12 protein-coding genes and 1 other RNA gene are annotated in these 18,082 nt (G+C 37.4%); 11 read left to right on the top strand and 2 right to left on the bottom strand.

What is annotated here, in order from left to right; all coding sequences use genetic code 11:
• Window positions 1-74 precede the first annotated feature (74 nt).
• The 5 genes from acsn021_RS22290 (at window position 75) to acsn021_RS22270 (ending at window position 7,819) form a co-directional block, all read left to right on the top strand.
• Window positions 75-1,622 carry a DUF3502 domain-containing protein gene (locus acsn021_RS22290; RefSeq protein ID WP_184092770.1) on the top strand — a complete coding sequence of 516 codons (1,548 nt, stop codon included), beginning with the start codon at window positions 75-77 and terminating at the stop codon, window positions 1,620-1,622.
• Window positions 1,623-1,844: 222 nt separating this feature from the next.
• Window positions 1,845-2,867, top strand: coding sequence for a LacI family DNA-binding transcriptional regulator (locus tag acsn021_RS22285; RefSeq protein WP_243167859.1), 1,023 nt, complete (start codon window positions 1,845-1,847; stop codon window positions 2,865-2,867).
• Window positions 2,868-2,985: 118 nt separating this feature from the next.
• Window positions 2,986-3,954 carry an acetylxylan esterase gene (locus tag acsn021_RS22280; RefSeq protein WP_184092768.1) on the top strand — a complete coding sequence of 323 codons (969 nt, stop codon included), beginning with the start codon at window positions 2,986-2,988 and terminating at the stop codon, window positions 3,952-3,954.
• Window positions 3,955-4,086: 132 nt separating this feature from the next.
• Window positions 4,087-6,300: a beta-glucosidase BglX gene (gene bglX, locus acsn021_RS22275; RefSeq protein ID WP_184092767.1), complete on the top strand. Its 2,214-nt coding sequence runs from the start codon at window positions 4,087-4,089 to the stop codon at window positions 6,298-6,300.
• Between the two features lie 142 nt (window positions 6,301-6,442).
• Window positions 6,443-7,819 (top strand): DUF6128 domain-containing protein, encoded by a 1,377-nt coding sequence (locus tag acsn021_RS22270; protein ID WP_184092766.1) that lies wholly within the window; start codon window positions 6,443-6,445, stop codon window positions 7,817-7,819.
• 87 nt (window positions 7,820-7,906) lie between these two features.
• Here acsn021_RS22270 and acsn021_RS22265 read toward each other — a convergent pair whose 3' ends face one another.
• A complete protein-coding gene (locus tag acsn021_RS22265) occupies window positions 7,907-8,464 on the bottom strand; it encodes a GNAT family N-acetyltransferase (RefSeq protein ID WP_184092765.1) in 558 nt (185 codons plus the stop codon).
• 51 nt (window positions 8,465-8,515) lie between these two features.
• Entirely contained in the window at window positions 8,516-9,211 is a 696-nt protein-coding gene (locus tag acsn021_RS22260) for an anaerobic ribonucleoside-triphosphate reductase activating protein (RefSeq protein WP_184092764.1), read from the bottom strand.
• 179 nt (window positions 9,212-9,390) lie between these two features.
• Between acsn021_RS22260 and tadA the strand changes: the two genes are divergently transcribed.
• From tadA to acsn021_RS22230, 6 genes are all read left to right on the top strand, one after another.
• Entirely contained in the window at window positions 9,391-9,867 is a 477-nt protein-coding gene (tadA, locus tag acsn021_RS22255; protein ID WP_184092763.1) for a tRNA adenosine(34) deaminase TadA, read from the top strand.
• Between the two features lie 265 nt (window positions 9,868-10,132).
• Entirely contained in the window at window positions 10,133-11,245 is a 1,113-nt protein-coding gene (locus acsn021_RS22250) for a hypothetical protein (protein WP_184092762.1), read from the top strand.
• Between the two features lie 255 nt (window positions 11,246-11,500).
• Window positions 11,501-12,361: a hypothetical protein gene (locus tag acsn021_RS22245; protein ID WP_184092761.1), complete on the top strand. Its 861-nt coding sequence runs from the start codon at window positions 11,501-11,503 to the stop codon at window positions 12,359-12,361.
• 404 nt (window positions 12,362-12,765) lie between these two features.
• Window positions 12,766-13,028: signal recognition particle sRNA large type (ffs, locus tag acsn021_RS22240), an RNA gene on the top strand.
• A gap of 406 nt (window positions 13,029-13,434) precedes the next feature.
• On the top strand, window positions 13,435-15,765 hold the full coding sequence (locus acsn021_RS22235) for a Crp/Fnr family transcriptional regulator (protein WP_184092760.1): 2,331 nt from the start codon (window positions 13,435-13,437) through the stop codon (window positions 15,763-15,765).
• Between the two features lie 260 nt (window positions 15,766-16,025).
• Complete coding sequence (locus tag acsn021_RS22230) at window positions 16,026-17,993, top strand: P-loop NTPase family protein (RefSeq protein ID WP_184092759.1); 1,968 nt, start codon at window positions 16,026-16,028, stop codon at window positions 17,991-17,993.
• Window positions 17,994-18,082: the final 89 nt, after the last annotated feature.

Here is an 18,082-nt window from a genome sequence, read left to right as displayed (position 1 = left end):
TGAAAGAAATACTCTTTCACATCAGATTTTATGCTGCCATAGCAGCGGAATGAGAGGTAAATATGAGGAAAGCGATGAAAAAATTAATTGCAGCATTCGTAGTAACGGTCATGTCTATAAGCTTGCTGGCTGGATGCGGGAATAAAGCCCCGCAGACTACTACAGAGGAAGGAGGCACTACCACTGGTAACGAAGCCTCAGTCGGAACGGAAAAAGAAGTAAATCTTATTATGTACTTATATGGAGGCGAGGGAGTAGCCAACAAAGCTATTCTGGAGGCTTTGAATGAAAAATTAAAAGCAAGTATCAATGCAACATTAGAAATCAAATATATTGACTGGGGCGATATTGCCACCAAATACCCGTTACTATGGGCATCGGGAGAAGCTTTTGATATGGCTTATGTAGCATCTAATTCAACAGTACCATATGCAACATTGGCAAAGCAGGATGCCTTGGCAGATATTACGGATTTGCTGGATACGTATGCACCAACCTTAAAGAAAGAATTGGATTCGGGTGCATGGGACAGTATGAAAGTAAATGGAAAGATTTATGGTATACCAAGTACTTATAGTGAATACACCGCGTACGGTTTTATATCCCGTTCGGACCTGATGGAGAAATATAATGTAACAACCATATCCTCCATTGCTGATATGGAAGCTTACATGGACGCAGCAGTACAAGACGGCATGACACCTTTAAACGGAAGTGTTAATCTGGCAATGGACTTATACCGGATGTTTGTGGCCACCACAAAAGGATATATAGATGCTCCCGGCGTTCCTACTTCTGAAATGTATCTGGTAGGCGATAAAGATTCCCCTTATGAAGTTCTTCATCCGGCATTTACAGAAGACTATGAAGCGTTTGCTGTAAAAATGCGTGAATGGGCAGATAAGGGCTATTGGGCAAAGGATGTATTATCCGCTTCGCAGGATGATAAGGATAATTTTTATAACGGACTCTCCGCAGGTTATATCAGTCATCAGCCGGATTGGACAGGAAATTACGGTACCCAGCTAGAAAAGTTACCGGGGGTTGATTCAGAATTCTATACTTTTGCAGAAGCAGGAAACAAAATCGTTAAGAAGATGGGTGTGGAAAATGCAACAGCAATTAATAAAGATTCCAAAAACGTTGAAAGATCCCTTATGTTAATTGAAAAATTAATGACAGATGAAGAGTGCTATAATTTATTCCAATATGGCATACTAGGAAAGCAATATGAAGTCGTAGACGGAAAGATTACAAAACCGGAAGGCTTTAATGCAGAGGTGGATGGAGGCGGATTCTCCGGTTGGGCACTTCGTACAGACAAATTAAACATTCCTGCTGTTACGGAAGACTCAAGACGTTATGAATTAAATGAAAAATGGGCAACTGTGGCTATTGACAATCCTTATGTAGGATTTAGCTTTGACTCTTCAAAAGTAACCGCAGAACTGTCTGCTATTGCAAATGTAGATTCTCAGCTGGGCACACAAATACTCTTAGGCAAGACTTCGCAAGATCCAAAAGAAGCAGTGGAAGAATACAGAAAACAGTTACAGGCTGCCGGTATTGATGCTATAATTACAGAAGTGAATACACAGCTTAAGGAATTTAAAGCACAATAATTAAATCAGGCTATGCAAAGGGTAATTTAGGAGCAGCTGCGTTTATCAAAGGCACTTGCATTTCATAGAAGTAACTTATGGTAACTGGCGCTCCTCTGTTATCCGTTATAAGACCAACGTTAGAAAATTATAGAAATAAAACAGGATAAATGATAAAATTACAGTATAGATAGAAAAATGAGGTATATTTTCTTTACTGTTATATGGAGGATACGATTAGTTATGAGTGTAACTATTAAGGATGTCGCTAGATTGTCTGGAGTTGGAATTGCAACAGTTTCCAGGGTATTAAATAACAGCGGTATTACAAGCAATGAAACAAAAGAAAAAGTAATGGCTGCGGTGAGGGAACTTAATTATGTGCCCAATAATAATGCCAGAAGCCTCAAAATGGGACAGTCCAGGACAATAGCTCTATTAGCTAAGAGTATTACAAATCCATTTTTTCAAAAGATGATTCATACCATTGAACAAAAGGTTTTTATGCGTGGGTATCATCTGGAAATACGAAATGTAAATTATTCTGAACATGAGATGTCCATGGCTATTAAAGAAGTTCAGGACCGTAATTTAAATGGCATTATTCTTATGGGAGGAAATTTTGAATATACCAATGAAGATTTTAAGCGGTTGGGAGTCCCTTGTGTATTACTTACCGTATCCGCCGGAAAAGATGTGGATAAAGAATTATACTCTAGCGTAATTATAGATGACGAGGCAGAGAGTTTTAAAGCAACAGAGTACCTGATACAGCTAGGGCACAGAAGAATTGGCTGTATATACAGTAATCAGGGAGAAGTAACAACCCCGAATAAACTGCGTTTTAGGGGATATCAAAAAGCACTGGAAGCTAATGGTATCGCTTATGATCCGGTGTTGGTATCTGCCATCAACGTATCAGAGTCCGGCTATGAATTTGGTTTTAATATGATGAAGAATCTGATGGTTCGAAATAAAGATATGACAGCGGTAGTAACAATGGCAGACACTATGGCTATTGGTGCGGCGAAAGCAGCAATATCTGCTGGACTTCGTATACCGGAAGATATTTCAATCATAGGGTTTGACGGTATTGAGGTAGCAGAATATTATAATCCGTCCTTGGATACCATCTGTCAGCCTGCGGAGCAGATGTCTTTAGGTGCAATAGATGCGTTGTTTGGTATGCTGCAAAATGAAAAAACCAGTCATCTGGTATATGGTGCATCCCTTTTAAAAAGAGGCTCTTGTACCAGTGTGAAATAGTATATGCACGTGTTTAATTGAGGTTGGGAGTAATGCGAAGTATTGAATTGCATCATTCACATCCTTTTGTAGTAGTACCGAATTATCGAATTAATCCGGTATCAATAGGAGTTAGTATATGAAATATATGGATGACAGGATAAAAGAATATGAAGCATACCTGCCGGAACTAACAAAAAGGGAAGATTTTGATTCTTTCTGGGGAAAGACTCTTAACTTGTCAAAAGCAGCAAAATTAAACGCTGTGTTAAAGGAATATCCATATCCGTCCCCTTATGTGAAAGTATATGAATTAACCTATGAAGGTTATGATGGAACAGAGATTAGAGGCTGGTATCTGCTTCCTTCTTTTCTTAAAAAGAAACAGTTCCCTTGCTTGATTCATTATCATGGTTTTTCGGGGGACAGGGGAAGACCTCACAATTTTATGCACTGGGTACTTATGGGCATGGCTGTGATTTCTGTAGAATGCAGGCTGCAAGGCGGTGAGACAGGAAGCAATGCCGTTTATGAGGGCGGTTTATTTCAAAATGTAAATTCATTGGGGGTTCTTAATAAGGACACATATTATTATCGGACGGTATACATGGACAGTTTAAGAGCCATAGATGTTGCGGTGTCCAGAGAAGAAGTGGATAGTTCGCAGATTGTATTGCATGGGGGAAGTCAGGGAGGAGCGTTGGTTATGGCGGTGGCTGCTTTGGATGACAGGCCTGCACTTGCCATGGCAGATGTACCCAGCAACAGTAATATAGAAGCAAGAATAGAAGGCGAGCATGGTTCCTTTGCATGTCTAGCAGAGTATATCCGCAGATATCCGGAACGGCAGGAAAGAATCTATGAAACAATTAGCTATTTTGATACCATGAATATGGCAGATAAAATCAATTGTCCTGTATTGGCTTCGGTAGCCCTAAAGGACATGGTATGTCCGGCTAAATGTTATTATGCAACCTATAACCGTATCAAATCATATAAAGAGATAAAAGTCTATCCCTTTAATGGTCATGATGGCTGTGGTAATGTACACCTGGAATATAAGCTGGACTTTTTAAAAAGATATCATATGGACGCTGGTATGGAATAAATTCACGTGTGAAATTTAAGCATATGAGCTAGTGTTTGTTAAAAATATAATTTAATAAAAAGATATGACTGAAAAAGCATGCAGAATAGGATTGCCGCAGATGAGTTGCGGTAATCTGTGAAAGGAACAACGATGGAAAAAGAAAAGTTATTGGAATTACTAAGCGATATGTCTTTGGAAGAAAAAATAGATCAGCTTTTACAGGTATGTAGTTATTATTATGAAAAAGAGGGCGTGTTGACCGGACCGGAAAACCAGGCAGGCTTTAAGGAAGAAGAAATCAAGAATGCAGGCTCTGTCCTTGGAGGAGGCGGTGCCGCCCTTCTTCGAAAAATTCAGGAGAATTATATGAAAACCCAGCCTCACAAGATTCCCCTGTTATTTATGGCGGATATCATAAATGGATTCCGCACCATATTCCCTATTCCTTTGGCTCAAGGCGCAACCTTTAATCCTGAACTGGTGGAACTTGCGGCTTCTATCTCTGCAAGGGAATCAGCCGCAGCCGGGCTTCATCTGACCTTTTCCCCCATGGTGGACTTAGTAAGGGATGCCAGATGGGGTAGGGTTATGGAATCCACCGGAGAGGATCCCTACCTTAACAGTTGTTTTGCCAAAGCGATGGTAGAAGGATATCAGGGTACGGGAGAATTAAAGGAGAAGGGAAAAATAGCCTCCTGCTTAAAGCATTTTGCAGGCTATGGTGCCCCTATGGGGGGAAGGGACTACAATACGGTAGAATTGTCAGAACGTACTTTAAGAGAAGAGTATCTACCGGCGTATAAGGCAGCAGTGGATGCGGGTAGTGCTGCGGCTATGACTTCCTTTAATACCTTAGATCGTATCCCTTCCACGGGCAATAAGAAGCTATTAAGACAAATTTTACGGGAAGAAATGAGCTTTGACGGCGTCTTAATCTCTGACTGGGCTGCTATTGAGGAATTGATAAACCACGGAGTGGCACAAGATAAAGAAGAAGCTGCAAGACTTGCAATAGAAGCTGGTGTGGATATTGATATGATGACTACCTGCTATTGCGGTAACTTAAAGAAGCTGGTAGAAGAAAATAAAATAGAGGTCAGTTTACTTGATGAATCTGTTCTACGTATTCTGGAGTTAAAAAACAAATTAGGCTTATTTGAAAATCCCTATAAGGATGCTAGTGAAGCGGAAGAAAAGGAATTGTTTCTTTGTGAGAAGCACAGGAAGACAGCGAGAGAACTGGCAATTGAATCTATGGTACTTCTAAAAAATGATGGGATACTGCCTCTTTCTGAAAATGATAAAAAGATTGCTTTCATAGGACCTCATGTTGACAATAAATGGATTTCCGGGGTGTGGTCCATCTTTGCTAAAATTAACGAAAATGTAACGTTAGAGGAAGGTATTAAGAATCTAAACCTAAGGAATGTAACCTTTGCAAAAGGCTGTGGTTTTATTGATGCAGACAGTGGGATTAAGGAATATCATGACAAACAGAATTTTGAGGAAGACAGTCGTCAAGCAGAAGCTTTGCTGTTAGAGGCTCTTAAGCAGGCAAAGGCAGCGGATGTGGTAGTTATGCCCCTTGGAGAAATTGCGATCCAGTCTGGGGAAGCATCAAGTCGTGCAAGCATTGATTTACCTAAGGTGCAGATGGATCTATTTGAAAAAATCTATAAGGTAAACCCAAATATCGTGGTGGTTTTATTCAATGGAAGACCACTGACTATAAAAGCGCTTGCAGATAAAGCAAGAGCTGTATTAGAGGTTTGGCTGCCGGGTTCAGAAGGCGGTAATGCAATAACCGATGTTTTGTTTGGGCGTGCCAATCCATCCGGTAAATTGTCCATGAGTTTTCCTTACAGTGTAGGACAGGTGCCAGTGTATTATAGTGAATTTCATACCGGAAGGCCTTTTGTTGACAACCTTAAAGATGTAAAATACCTTTCCAAATATCTGGACATTCCCAATGCTCCTTTGTATCCTTTTGGCTATGGTTTATCTTATACAAGCTTTTCCATATCAAGTATCAGCTTAAGTCAGAAGGAATTAACCAAGGAAGGTAACCTTACAGCATCAGTTGTTGTGAAAAATATAGGAAACTATACTGGTAAAGAAGTGGTGCAGTTATATCTACAGGATAAGAAGGCTAGTGTGGCAAGACCTGTAAGACAATTAAAGGGCTTTGAAAAAATCCAGCTAAAACCCGGTGAAGAAAAAACCGTAACTTTTTCTATTACAGAAGATATGCTGAGATTTTATAATATTAATATGGATTTTGTAAGTGAAATAGGTGACTTTTCTATATATATAGGCAATGACAGCCAGACCCAAAACAGAGAAGATTTTATTTATATTGGATAAGGAAAGTTATGTACTTATCATACCGTTATCATATATTTTATATCCCTGAATATAATTATTATAAGTATAATAGTGTATAGATTGTACAAAAGGAGAAGCTTTTGTGGCGGTCGGTGCACAAGAATAGAAAAGGGAGTTCATTATGCCTGAGTATAAGAGATTAGTTTCTTACATGTATAATTATGAAGACGGTGTGAAAAGAAATAATGTCGGATATGCTAGAGTAGAAGCTAGGAACGGACAGTGTAAATTTACCCTGCACATAACCGCTCCCAGCTTAAATGAAAAACAACTAAAGGTCTATGTTTTTAAGAGAAAAGCTGACGGCATGGAAGGTGTATTACTTGGTGTATTCCAGGTGAGAAACGGAGTCGGAGATTTTAAAACAATTACCGACTCCTTACATATTATGAATTCACCACACGGATTACAGGATATGGGAGGTATAGTCCTCTACTTAAATGAGCGAAAGTATTTTGCAACGGAGTGGGATGATGTTCCTGTTACCATGTCCATGGTTACCGGAATGGTGGAAGCTAAACCTGTATCAGAGGAAAAGAGCATGAAGGCAGCCAATGTAGCGGCAGTACTGGAAGAACCGCCTGTTACGGAGGAGAAAAGTCTTGAACAGGAAACAGAAAGCCAGCAAGTAACAGCAGATAAAAGTCTTGTACCGGACGAGACAGCAGAAAATAAAACAGAGGCTAATCTAAAAGATAATCTAAAGGATTTGTTAAATCCGAGTTTTGAGCATTTATTAGATAGACGGCCAGAGGATAATGTGTTAGGTACAATAGACCCGGTTATAAAAGATAAGCAGAAAGAACCGCCCTCTTCAAACGTTTCTAAAGTAGGAAATATCAATGATTATAAATTGAGAAAAGAAACGCCTGCTCAGAACAGGGAACAGTCAAAGGTGACGCCAGAAACGCCGTCAGTTATGCCCTCGGATGCAAAGGAACCGTCCTTAGAGAAGCCCCAGACGCCAGTGGATAAGAAGAAAGAGGAAGCACAAGAGAAGCTGACACAGGAAAAGGAAGCGGTACAAGAAGATAACGTGCAGGAGAACACTTCGGTGCATAAAGATACGGAATTGGAAGAATCTGCGCCACAGGTTGAGGGGGATTTAGGGCAGGAGTCAAAACCTTTCTTTGACGATCATCCTCTTGCAAAACAGATTTACCGCACTTTCCCAAGAATGTATCCTTTTGAAGATAACGAGGTAGCCTGGTGTGTGAGAATAGAGCCAAAAGATATTGGTTTGTTGCCTATGGAATCTTGGATTCTAGGAAACAATAGCTTTTTGCTTCATGGTTATTATAGTTATAGACATTTGATTTTTGCTAGGATAAATGATAAGAACGGAATGAATTATATCCTTGGAGTACCTGGGATATATCATAACAGAGAGAAGTTTATGGCGAAGATGTTTGGATTCGAGAATTTTAAATGTGCCAAGAGAAAAGCACAGAGAACAGGTGAATTCGGCTATTGGTTTGTACCCGTATTATTAAATTAATTCGTTCCTTGAAGGGGTTGTTTTACAGCCCCTTCTATTTTGATACAACGGGAAAGTTCTTTAAAACTCAATAAAAATAATTGGTCTTTAATTTCTAAAATCAGTATTAATAAAGGCGTAGCGGAAGTGATCTTCCCAGCTATTATTAATGTTTATACTTTCCTTTGCCAGTCCTTCGTAAAAAAAGTTCAGCTTTTGAATCAAATGGATGGAGCGGGCATTAGAGGGCATAATATTAGCCTCGATGCGATGTATCTGATAATCACTAAATAAAAGCTCCATGGCAGTTTTTGTGCTCTCATATGCATAGCCGTGTCCTAAGTAATCCTGGTCGAATTTATAGCCCAGCTGACAAGTATAATAAGAGCCCCTGACAATGTTATAAAAATTAACCGAGCCAATGATGGTGTGAGGATCGTCTCTTAGAAATATCCAATATCTTAAAAGCTTAGATTGCTGCATCAAATTATACTCAATCGACAAAGAGAGTCTCTGATACGGAAGAGTATAAAAGTTTACATCCCGTTCCGGTTCCCAAGGCTCAAAATGCTCTCTGTTATTTTCATAAAATGTAAGAACCTTATCAGCATCATTAGGATGCAATACATTTAATAATAAGCGTTCTGTATTATAAGTCATCTGCATAAGTTAACTCCTAGCTGCCGTCATGAGGCGGAATAGTTCTGGCGGTCTTTTTCAGTCGATACCACGAATCTCCACAGTTTCTGCATATGGCAGCAATAAGTCACGAAAAGTCATTAACTCCTGTTTAGAGTAACTGCTATAGACAGGTGATATAACATCGCCTGAATCTTTATATGCCTGCAGATAATAAGCTTTTGCACCCTTAATCCATTCTCCCATTGCTAACAAATCTTCCGGGGAATGGAGCTCTTTGACTATAGTAGTTCTAAATTCGTAGGTGATAGGAGCAGTTAATAAATAATCAATACTTTCTGCGATTGAACGAACAGTTAAAGATGAGATACCTGTTCCTAGATTATATTTTTCTCTGGAATGTTTGATATCCATTGCTACATAATCAATATCGCCATTGGATACAAGGGTCGATAATAGCTTTGGGTTGCTGCCGTTCGTATCCAGCTTTACTTTAAAGCCCATAGATTTAATTTCACGGATAAAATCGATAAGCTCTGGGTAGAGGGTAGGCTCCCCGCCGGTTATGCAAACTCCTTCTAGTATTCTCTTTCGCTTATTTAATATTTTAAAAATTTCATCTTTAGAGATTGCCGGCTGATTAAATGGAGACAGAACCAGAGATGCATTGTGGCAATAGGGACAGCGAAAATTACAGCCGCCTAAAAAGATGGTTGACGCTAAATGCCCTGGATAATCGAGCAGGGTTGTTTTGTTAAAACCATGTATTTGCATAGGAAGTGCATGCCTTTCTTACGGCACTGGATGTTCCGTGACCAGAGCCGCCTGATATCAAAATTACATTGCCACAAAAGCAACAGCGTGGTAAGATAAATATAGCATAAAAGCAGAGGATTCGTCCATAGTATATTACTACTCATCTTAATTTATGATGAACATAGAAGGAACATGAAATGAATTTAAAATATATGAAAGAAGCAATTAAAGAAGCAAAGAAAGCTGCAAAAAAAGGAGAGGTACCCATTGGCTGTGTTATTGTCTATGATGATAAAATTATAGGAAGAGGACATAATAAAAGGAATACCAATAAAACCACTCTGGCGCATGCCGAACTGCTTGCAATTCAAAAGGCAAGTAAGACCATGGGGGACTGGCGGCTTGAGGATTGTACCATGTATATAACCCTAGAGCCTTGTCAGATGTGCTCCGGTGCCATTGTGCAGGCAAGAATAAAAGAAGTTATTGTAGGAGCCATGAATCCCAAGGCAGGCTGTGCAGGCTCCATACTAAATATTTTGCAGATGAAGGAATTTAACCATCAGGTTGAACTGGAAACCGGTGTAATGGAAGAAGAATGCAGTCAGGTCTTAAAAGAGTTTTTTGTAGGTCTGAGGGAACGGAATAAGCAGGAAAAACAGGTACAGGAGTAGCAGTTTAGCAGAAGTATTTTAATAAATTGAAAGAAAAATAGATTCTGTAAAATTATAATTCATTCCATTTTGGTAATAGAAGGAGAACAGACACCCTTTTAGCTATGTAAGTAATCATTAAAATTTTAGGTTATTTGGATAACCTGTGTATAAAGCTAGAAAAATTGAAAGTTATTTCGTATTGACAAAACAATAAAACAAATGTAAAATATTACCAACAGGCTTGAAAAAAATATTAGTACTTGCAAGTATAAATGGAGGAAATGTGAAAATTTTTTTAAAGAAATCTATAGCTCGTACAATAGCAATACTTATTTGTACTTTACTGTTTTTAACAGATTCATATATTGTTAATGCGGCTCAAACGATTAAAAGTTCTGAGGAATTTGATATTACGTTGGATCAATACACAGAATTATCTGAAGAGCCATTTTTTGATGTGTCAAATTCGGAAGTTGGCGCAAAAGATGTATACAATGGGCTTACAGATGAAGCAAAAGTAATTTTTCTTGAATATCTAATAAACAATCCTGATATGTATGAATATCATACTATGTATGTTGGAACAAATGTTAATGATGAACTTAAATTGTTATCTATGGATAGCGTATTAATGCAGTCATATACTGCTTTAAATTTAACACAAACCTTAAGTAATAATTTGGATTTAATTAATGGCTTATCAGTAGCTGTAAAGTATGCCTTAGTTGGAGTGGGAAGTTCAATTGTTGCCATTGGCTCTAATATAACAGTAGCTCAATTGGTGGGACTGTTAGTAGCAGCAGGTTGCTTAGCGGTGCTAGTTGCAAATTGGGACAATGTTAACACTCACTGGACTGCTATTGTTAGTGCTTTTAAAACAACATTTAAATCATTGATGGCTTCTGCTAATATTGAAGATAGTTTTACTACAGCAAAGCCATCGTATACTACAGTTAGAGAAAATATTAATAAAGCATTAGGTACATATAGAAATGGAAATCCAACCGCTAGCTTTTCAAAACATATCGATTCTGCATATGCGTTACCAGTAGTTCGATCTAGAAATCCATTAGCAATATATTATTCGCATATTCAAAATAAGGTATTAATGGTCTATAATTTAGGAGTAAATCAAAGAGCAAATGTGAATCAAGATTTTAATTCACATTCAACATGGCAGCTACCTAACTTTGACGTATCAGGTGGTAAATTATATGTTCTTTTTAATCCTAGCAATAAGTCATATTTCCATGCCCATATTAGACTACTAAGGGATGATACAGAATTTATGCGTTATGGAAACCAAATGTCCTGGCAAATATACCAAGTTATGTCTTATGATGTAAAATATGAAGTAGGAGGTCCCACTTATCTACAAGGAAACATATATCAATGATATAATATATATAGTTTCAAAGACTTCAATGAAGAGCCGATTAATAGAATATTATCAATAATAAACTAAATATGTGGTTGGGGTGTCGATTTGCTTGACACCCCAATTTACAGAATCTAAAACTTGTTGCACTATGCATTAACTATTCTATCTATAATATTATAGTGTTAGTATCTTGTAAGGAAATACTGATTTATTCAAGACGTGGAAATGTAGCAGAAGCAAAAAAATGTATACATTTAGCATGGAGGAGTTATGAAAATTACAATTGAAAAAGATAAATATGGAGATGTTCTTCGCCATCTTGTACAGGATATAGATTACATAAGAGAAACAATTTACAAATATAACTGTCAAGGTGATATGACAAGTAGAGAGACTTATAATGAGGATGGAGTCTTGCTAGATAGTAATACTATCTATAATGAGTATGATAATGTAGGTAATCTATCGTACAAAAAAGATACATTCTTAATATATGATGGAATTTCTAAAAATATAATTCGGACTCATGTAAGTGAGTATGTTTATGATAATATTTATGATGATAATCGATTACTAATTGAAGTCACTAGTAGCTACCTTTCGCCTGTAGTTCATGATGATTTGAAAAAAACCAGCAATCAGTTGGATAAAATAGTTTCATATAAAGAAAAATTTTATTACCATAACAATCTTCTTGTAAAAAAAGAACATATTGATAATCAGATGAATCGTAAACCAGTATATATTAGTACCTTTAAGTATGGTAATACCAATAAGATAACTGAAGAACAAGTATGTTTGGAGAATGGTGTATTATCCCATTATGTGTTATATAAATATATTGATAATAATAGATATTGTAAAACTATTATAGGCCCTTCGAGAACACATCATGGTTGGAAGATTGATTCTTTAAATGATGATACCTGTGTGATATCATTTAAGGAAAAATGTTGTATAATAGAGCTAATGGAGGATATTATAACATATATATTGACAACGTACCCTATGGTTAGAGAATTTATTGTATCCCTAAATGATGCCGAGGACTATACGTACAACGAATTAATTCAAAAGAAATTAAGCGAATATCAAGATGTTCATAATGTAAAAATAAGCTTAATTCCATAGTCACGAATTAAAGTAATTCAGCTAACATGAGGATAATATCTGTAGATGAATTAATGAGAAAAAAGTAAAACATCTATATATAAAATGAAAGGTGAACGAATTATCTAACTAGAGTGTGAGTAACATCCTTGGAAGATATAGTAATTTTTCGGAATGTAAAAGTATCATTTTGGTATAAACATTGGTTTTTGCGAATTTAAAAAGTGCACTCTTTTTTGAACTGTAATTCATGCAGAAGGGTCTTAGGGTTTAAGGGTAACTAGAAGACAAAGAACGGAACTTGTCAGAAATAACAACAAAAACGCAAGTCGAACAATACTTGACTTTTTACCTAAAAAGCAGTATACTGATTCATACAGGTTTTAAAACTAACCTATTGAATATTTTAATTTGTCATAAAATTTCCGTGCAGCCGGGGAGATAGCGGTGCCCTGTACCTGCAATCCGCTACAGCAGGGGTGATGTCTTGCCTAGGGTGCTTGTATTGTAGGGCTGCCCTTTATAAGTGATGTTGACGTCTGGGTCTTACGCAACAGGAATTCGTGAACCGTGTCAGGTCAGGAATGGAGCAGCACTAAGCGAAAGCTCCTGTGTGCCGTAGGGTAGCCTGGGCCGAGTTAACTGTAAAGGTAACGCCTATGATATACATTCGAAGCAAGGCGCACGGATTAATATATATAAAATAAGTGGTCTGATAAGACAACGGTGTCGTCACATTATGTGAACGGCATTTTTTTAGTTCTTAGGAAAAATATTGGTAGTTTAAGTAATAAGCAGGTATTTATTTTTCTTCCCATGGTAGAATCTGCCAAAGGGGGTAGTTTTCTATATACAATATATTGGGGCCGGTAACTATCAATGGGGATAGGCCTTTGCTCAAATCCACCGGTAACGGTGGTCCGGCCCCTAAAATGATTTATAAGTAAAAGGAGTACCAATAAAATATATATTGGTGCTTTTTTACTATACATGTGATACCTAAAATTACATTTTCTGCTTTCAGAATGTCGAAATATAGATTATAATACTATTATGTTTAAATTTGCAAAAGATGATTGAGGTGAGCTATGGGAATGAAAGTTAACAATTATGCAGTAAATCAGGCTGACAAAGGCACCATAATTTATGATGCCGGTGAACAGATAAAAAGCGTAAGCATAATTATAAAAGGGCGAGTGCAGGCTGTTAATAATGGTTCTAAGGTATTGTTAGGTTCTGGTAATTTTATAGGTGTAGCAGACCTGTTTTCCGGACAATACATCAATAACTATACCGCATATGATGAAGTGTTGTTTTATTGTTTTCCTGTTCAGACAACGGATGAACTGGCAGAAGTCTTTACATCTAATAAAGATTACAAAGGATTAATGGCTGCATCCTTAACAAGGTATGTAAGTGAGCTTGAAAAAGCCTACCATGCCCTAAAAACAACCGCAGAACAATTATATCATTTTATAGATAAAAATAACCGGATATATACAGATACAGGCAATAGGCTGGGGTATCCGGTGACTGTAATCCCATCCATTAAAGATATGGAGTTATATGACAGTGACTATACCATAGACGAACGGAAGCTTGATTATTATAAGGAGTGTGCTAAAATTCCAGTAGATACCTGGAAATCTTTTTGTTCTTCGGGAGATACGGTAACCCTATATCTTGTGGAAGAAACTGCGGAGCTTGCATCACAGTTGATATCTGAATGTGGAGAGTTGACGGAATATATTAAAGAGCTGTTTTTCTGTCTTATGAACAATTCAGAAGACTGCTTATTCAAATGCTTTGCCACCCTAGCCATATCTATTGACGAAAAGGGTGGCTATAGTGGAGATGTCATTAAGATTATTGACAGCATCATTGACCAGATAAATATGGTTGAGAAAATCTTCGAAGAAAAAGTGGGTTATGACTTAGAGGTCGAGCGGAAACGTATGGAAGAAATCTACTATTTTCTATTATCTAAGAGCAGTAATAGAAAAGAACAGATGGAAAACAACTTTATGTATACCGAGAGTGAGGTTAAGGAAGTTACGGAGGAATTAAAGGATTCTCTCGTACAAATTCTTAACTATTCCGGGCAGACAAAAGAAAAGGCTGATGATTTTAAACAGGCAATTGTAGATTATATTAATTTAAAAGATAAAATGTCTACCGACGATACTACAAGAGTGCTCCGTAAAAAGTTAATGGTACACTTTTATGAGGTATACGAGTTAGTCTTTCTAAAATCCTGTACAGATAGAACCATTCCTAAGGTTATCGATTTGTTCTTAAAATATGCCTATATGGATGAGCGTATGTTGTCGGGTGAGCAATTAAGGGAACTTTATTATTTGGAAGAAGAGGAAGAAGACTTTGGTTCCTGTCCGGTATATAATATAAAATCCTGGTTGACCTGTATCCTAAAGGGTGAAAAAGAGCCTTCCAAAAATGAATTTGATCAGGATTACGTGGATATGTTAAGAGAGAAGAAAAAACGCGGCGAGATTACAATTGAAGAAGAAAAGCAGGCTCTTGAAAATCCGGTACAAAAAGTGTTATATGAAATGCGGAACATGTTCCGGTATAACCACAGGCTTGTAAACGGGCAAATCAGTACCTTTGTCCCCTTTTTGTTTGGCGATAACGTTGTAAAAGGTTTTAAGACTTTGTTGGCAACTAAAAGGAAAGTGAACGAGGTTGTCAATGAGCTTCTTGAGATTGACTATTCTATTTTTCATAGGGAGATTTTGTATGTGAATCCCGAGAAAAAAATAGTTAAAGAATATATTATGAAGCAGGTATTCCCTGATATAATCTTATTCCCGACCGTGGGTTGTAATGGAGTTATGTGGCAGGAAATAACAGGCAAGAGAAAGAGCAATGAAGGTAGATTTATGTTGCCTATATTTATTGAGGGTTCTTTAAAGGATATATTGGTAAAAATCTTCGGAAAATTCCGCTGGGAATTATGCAGATCGATTCAAGGAACTGCCTGGAACAATATAAAAGAAAAATCTTTAACCTCAGAATATGCGGATTACATACAATTTTACCGCAAAAATCGTGATTTATCAGAAGAAATGAAAGAGAAGCTGAAAGCGCAGATTCAAAAGGGGAGAAATAACTATAGAGAAGTTTTTGTAATAGACTATGAGGCATGGGTTAAAAGCGAAGCAAATGGTGGTCTGCGCTTGAATCGAGTTGCCAGGGGAATATTAGCAACCTATTGTCCGTTTGCCCGGTCCATAAGGGAAAGAATAAAGGGACAGCCTTTATTTGCCGATGCTATGGATCGTTTTAACAGAAATAATTTAAAAAAAGTGAAAGAATTGGATTTAAGATATCGTGCTCTGGAAAAAGAGGGGGTAGAAATTACGGAAGAACTCAAAGAAACCTATGTGTTTTATAAGGAATTATAATATACAATGAGACAGCAACAAGGCCTGCCGTTTTTTATTCCAGGGCAGATCTTGTTGCTTTTTGTAATCAATGAACCTTGTTAATGCTGCCAAACAGCTTATTTTATAACTTTAAATTACCCAGACCTTGTACAAATCTCCTGAGAATGGTAAGATAAACAATGTACTATAAGATGGGGAAGGAATACAGAAATACCCGTAAAAACGCATGAGCAAAACAGCACTGGCTGTATAATAAACGGAAAGGCATGGAGTGAAAGATGGAACGTTACGAGAATATAGTTAAAATAGAAGAAATCAGGCGTTTAATGGAGCAAAACCAGTATGTAAAGGCAGCTAAGGTACTGGATACCATGGATATAAGCAGAATAAAAACCCTGACGGATTTAAGTATTATCGCTGATGTCTACTCCCAGAATGAGCGTTACGGGGAAGCAGTGGAAGTTCTTTTAAAAATATATTCAAAAACGAAAACCAGAAGAGTATTATACCAGCTGGTAGAGACTTCGATTAAACGTAGAAATGCCAGAGAGGCCGAGGAGTACTTAGAAAAGTACATAAAAATAGCACCTCAGGATTCTTATCGTTTTGTATTCCGCTACTGCATTGACAAGTTAAACAAAGAGCCTTATGAGATATTAATATCCTCTCTGGAAAAGTTAAAAGAGCATGAATATATTGAAATGTGGGCGTATGAGCTTGCAAAGTTATATCATAAAGCAGGATTAAAGGATAAGTGCGTCAGAGAATGCAGTGACATTATATTGTGGTTTGGTGATGGTATCTATGTAGAAAAAGCCAGATTATTAAAGGCATACTATGTAGGGGAAATTAATCCGGTTCACATGTTAAAAGCGAAAGAGAAAAAAGAAGCAGAAATGCGGCTGGGGCTTGATAAAACCAAAGATTATAGTTCCATTCGCAGTCAAATAGACCAGTTTTTAGCTAGGGAGGAGACAGCAGCGGCAGCCACTGCAATCTTAAAACAGGAGGAGACTTACACTGAAGCAGATGTACAGGAATGGAAGGGAGAGTATACTGGAGAGGAATGGCAGCTGTTGACAGATGTATGGTCTTCAGGGGAACAACAAGTACAATGGACAGAGGATGAAAGGACAGAGGAATCTTTAGTCTCAGAGTCTAAAGAAGAACTAAGAGTGCAGTCCGAAGAAGATTCTTACTACCAACCGGAGGAGAATACAGTAATTCCTCAGGAAGAATCCAATGCCCAGGTCTATAGCCAGTATGAAGAAGCGACAGACGACATAAAAGCTGAAAATCAGGAAGTACAGGTAGAAGATACGTCTATACAGCCGGAAGAAGAACCTTTTAATGACTTAAATCCCATGACAGGTGTTAAAAACCCGGAGGATAATAATACGCAGAATTATGAGCAGACAAAAAAAGAATGGATTGATGCTCAATCAGAAGTAGTCTATCCAGCCGCTAAGAATACTATTTACAGTGTTTTTTCAGAAGCAGGCTATGAAACGGAAAAAGAACTAGGATATTTTTATCGCTGGGATTATACTAGAGAGCAGATAAAAAACTGCTTAGAAACCATTCTGTCCGATTATACTACCATTAACCATATGTTTATAACTGGCGGTGAAAAAACAGGGAAGACAACGCTTGCAAAAAAGATATGCAAAGGTCTTCATTGCCTCAATTGGATTAAAAGCAACAAAATAGCAATAATAAGCGGTGATAGGTTTAATGCCTTGGATATACTGTCAAAAAAGAATAAGCTATATAATGGGTCTTTAGTGATTGAAGAGGCTGGTAGCCTGGACTCGACAGGTAAAAAAAAATTACTTGATTTATTATCGGAAATGAAAGAAAATATTCTTGTTATTTTGGAGGATAAAGAGGAGGCGTTTCAATCCTTTTTAAATGGGGATAAACATCTGGCAGAATATTTTAAAAACAGTATCCATCTTCCGGAATATTCCGACAGGGATTTGACTGGTTTTGCAGTTGCCTATATAAATGGAAAGGATTATTTGTTTACCGAAAGTGTGGAAGAGGCTTTTTTTGAAAAAGTAAAATTAAGAATGGCTGATTTAAAGCCTGAGGAGCGTCTTGGGGCAGTTATAGAATTTGCCAAGGAGATAATACAGTCAGCAGATAATCGTTATAGACAAATGCTGTCTGAGATACTAGGCAACAGAAGCCTTGATTCCGAAGACTTATTATATATTATAGAGGAAGATTTTGCTGGCAGGTAGAATTTACTGTGAAGTAGAGTGAAAACACAGCAAAAGCAATAAACATTAATTAACAAAGATTAATTATGTATTTGACCCGAAGATTGAAG

Origin of the sequence: Anaerocolumna cellulosilytica, assembly GCF_014218335.1 — a bacterium.
Lineage (GTDB): Bacteria > Bacillota > Clostridia > Lachnospirales > Lachnospiraceae > Anaerocolumna > Anaerocolumna cellulosilytica.
Note: the sequence above shows the minus strand (reverse complement) of the source record. Positions and strands in the feature narration are given on the sequence as shown.